Genomic DNA, 719 nt, shown 5'->3' with positions numbered 1-719 from the left:
ATTCTCTGCAGTGAATATCATGGCAGAGACCTTTGTGGGGCTGACCTTCCAAGGGGTGAAATTCATTGGGTCCAATTTCACCAGCAACTTTGATCGTCAAATTGTTTCTGGTAGTCCAAACTGGGTCAAGGGGACCTCTGTGATTGAAAACGGGAGTGTTAAAAATACAACGACTCAATATGTAAAGTCAACTGGTGCTGTTATTAATACTGGGACTAATTCCCTTGACCCAGATGCCTTAAGAACGACGATTAATAATCCTGACGGCAGTAATCAGTCATTCGCTGCATTAACTGGTGGTGGATCGACCTTGTCTTCTAATTTAGGTGGTAGGTTCTATGGTGTTCTAACGGCTGACATGCTGACAAAGACTCCCTGGATCAACTTACCACTGAATGCTGGATTTCAAGCTTCTGAGGGTCGGGTCCCTCAGTATAAAATTCAGTATAACGTTGATGGGACTAGAACGATTCTGTTTCGTGGGCAGGTTACAACGACAAACGCTTCAATTCCAGCAAATTGTTATTTTGAAAAAGATCGGGAATATTTCTGTGCAACGATCCCGTCCGCTGTACGACCGGCACAGACCTGTTTCACATATGCTCCAACTGGGGCGAACGTCTATGTTGGTGGTCGTTTGGCTGCAATTGCAGGAAGCGGCTCGATTCAAGTGCTGATCCCCCATGCGAACGTAAACTACATTGTTTTAGATAGTTTAA

At 44.6% G+C, this 719-nt stretch carries 1 protein-coding gene; it reads left to right on the top strand.

Features of this window, described 5'->3' with window-relative positions:
• Positions 1-19: 19 nt before the first annotated feature.
• On the top strand, positions 20-719 hold a 700-nt coding region (locus Q5762_RS36855), incomplete at its 3' end, for a hypothetical protein (RefSeq protein ID WP_315896680.1).

Source organism: Streptomyces sp. P9(2023), assembly GCF_032436795.1.
Classification (GTDB): Bacteria; Actinomycetota; Actinomycetes; order Streptomycetales; family Streptomycetaceae; genus Streptomyces.
The sequence above is the reverse complement of the archived record's forward strand: the minus strand, read 5'-3'. Positions and strand labels throughout refer to the sequence as shown.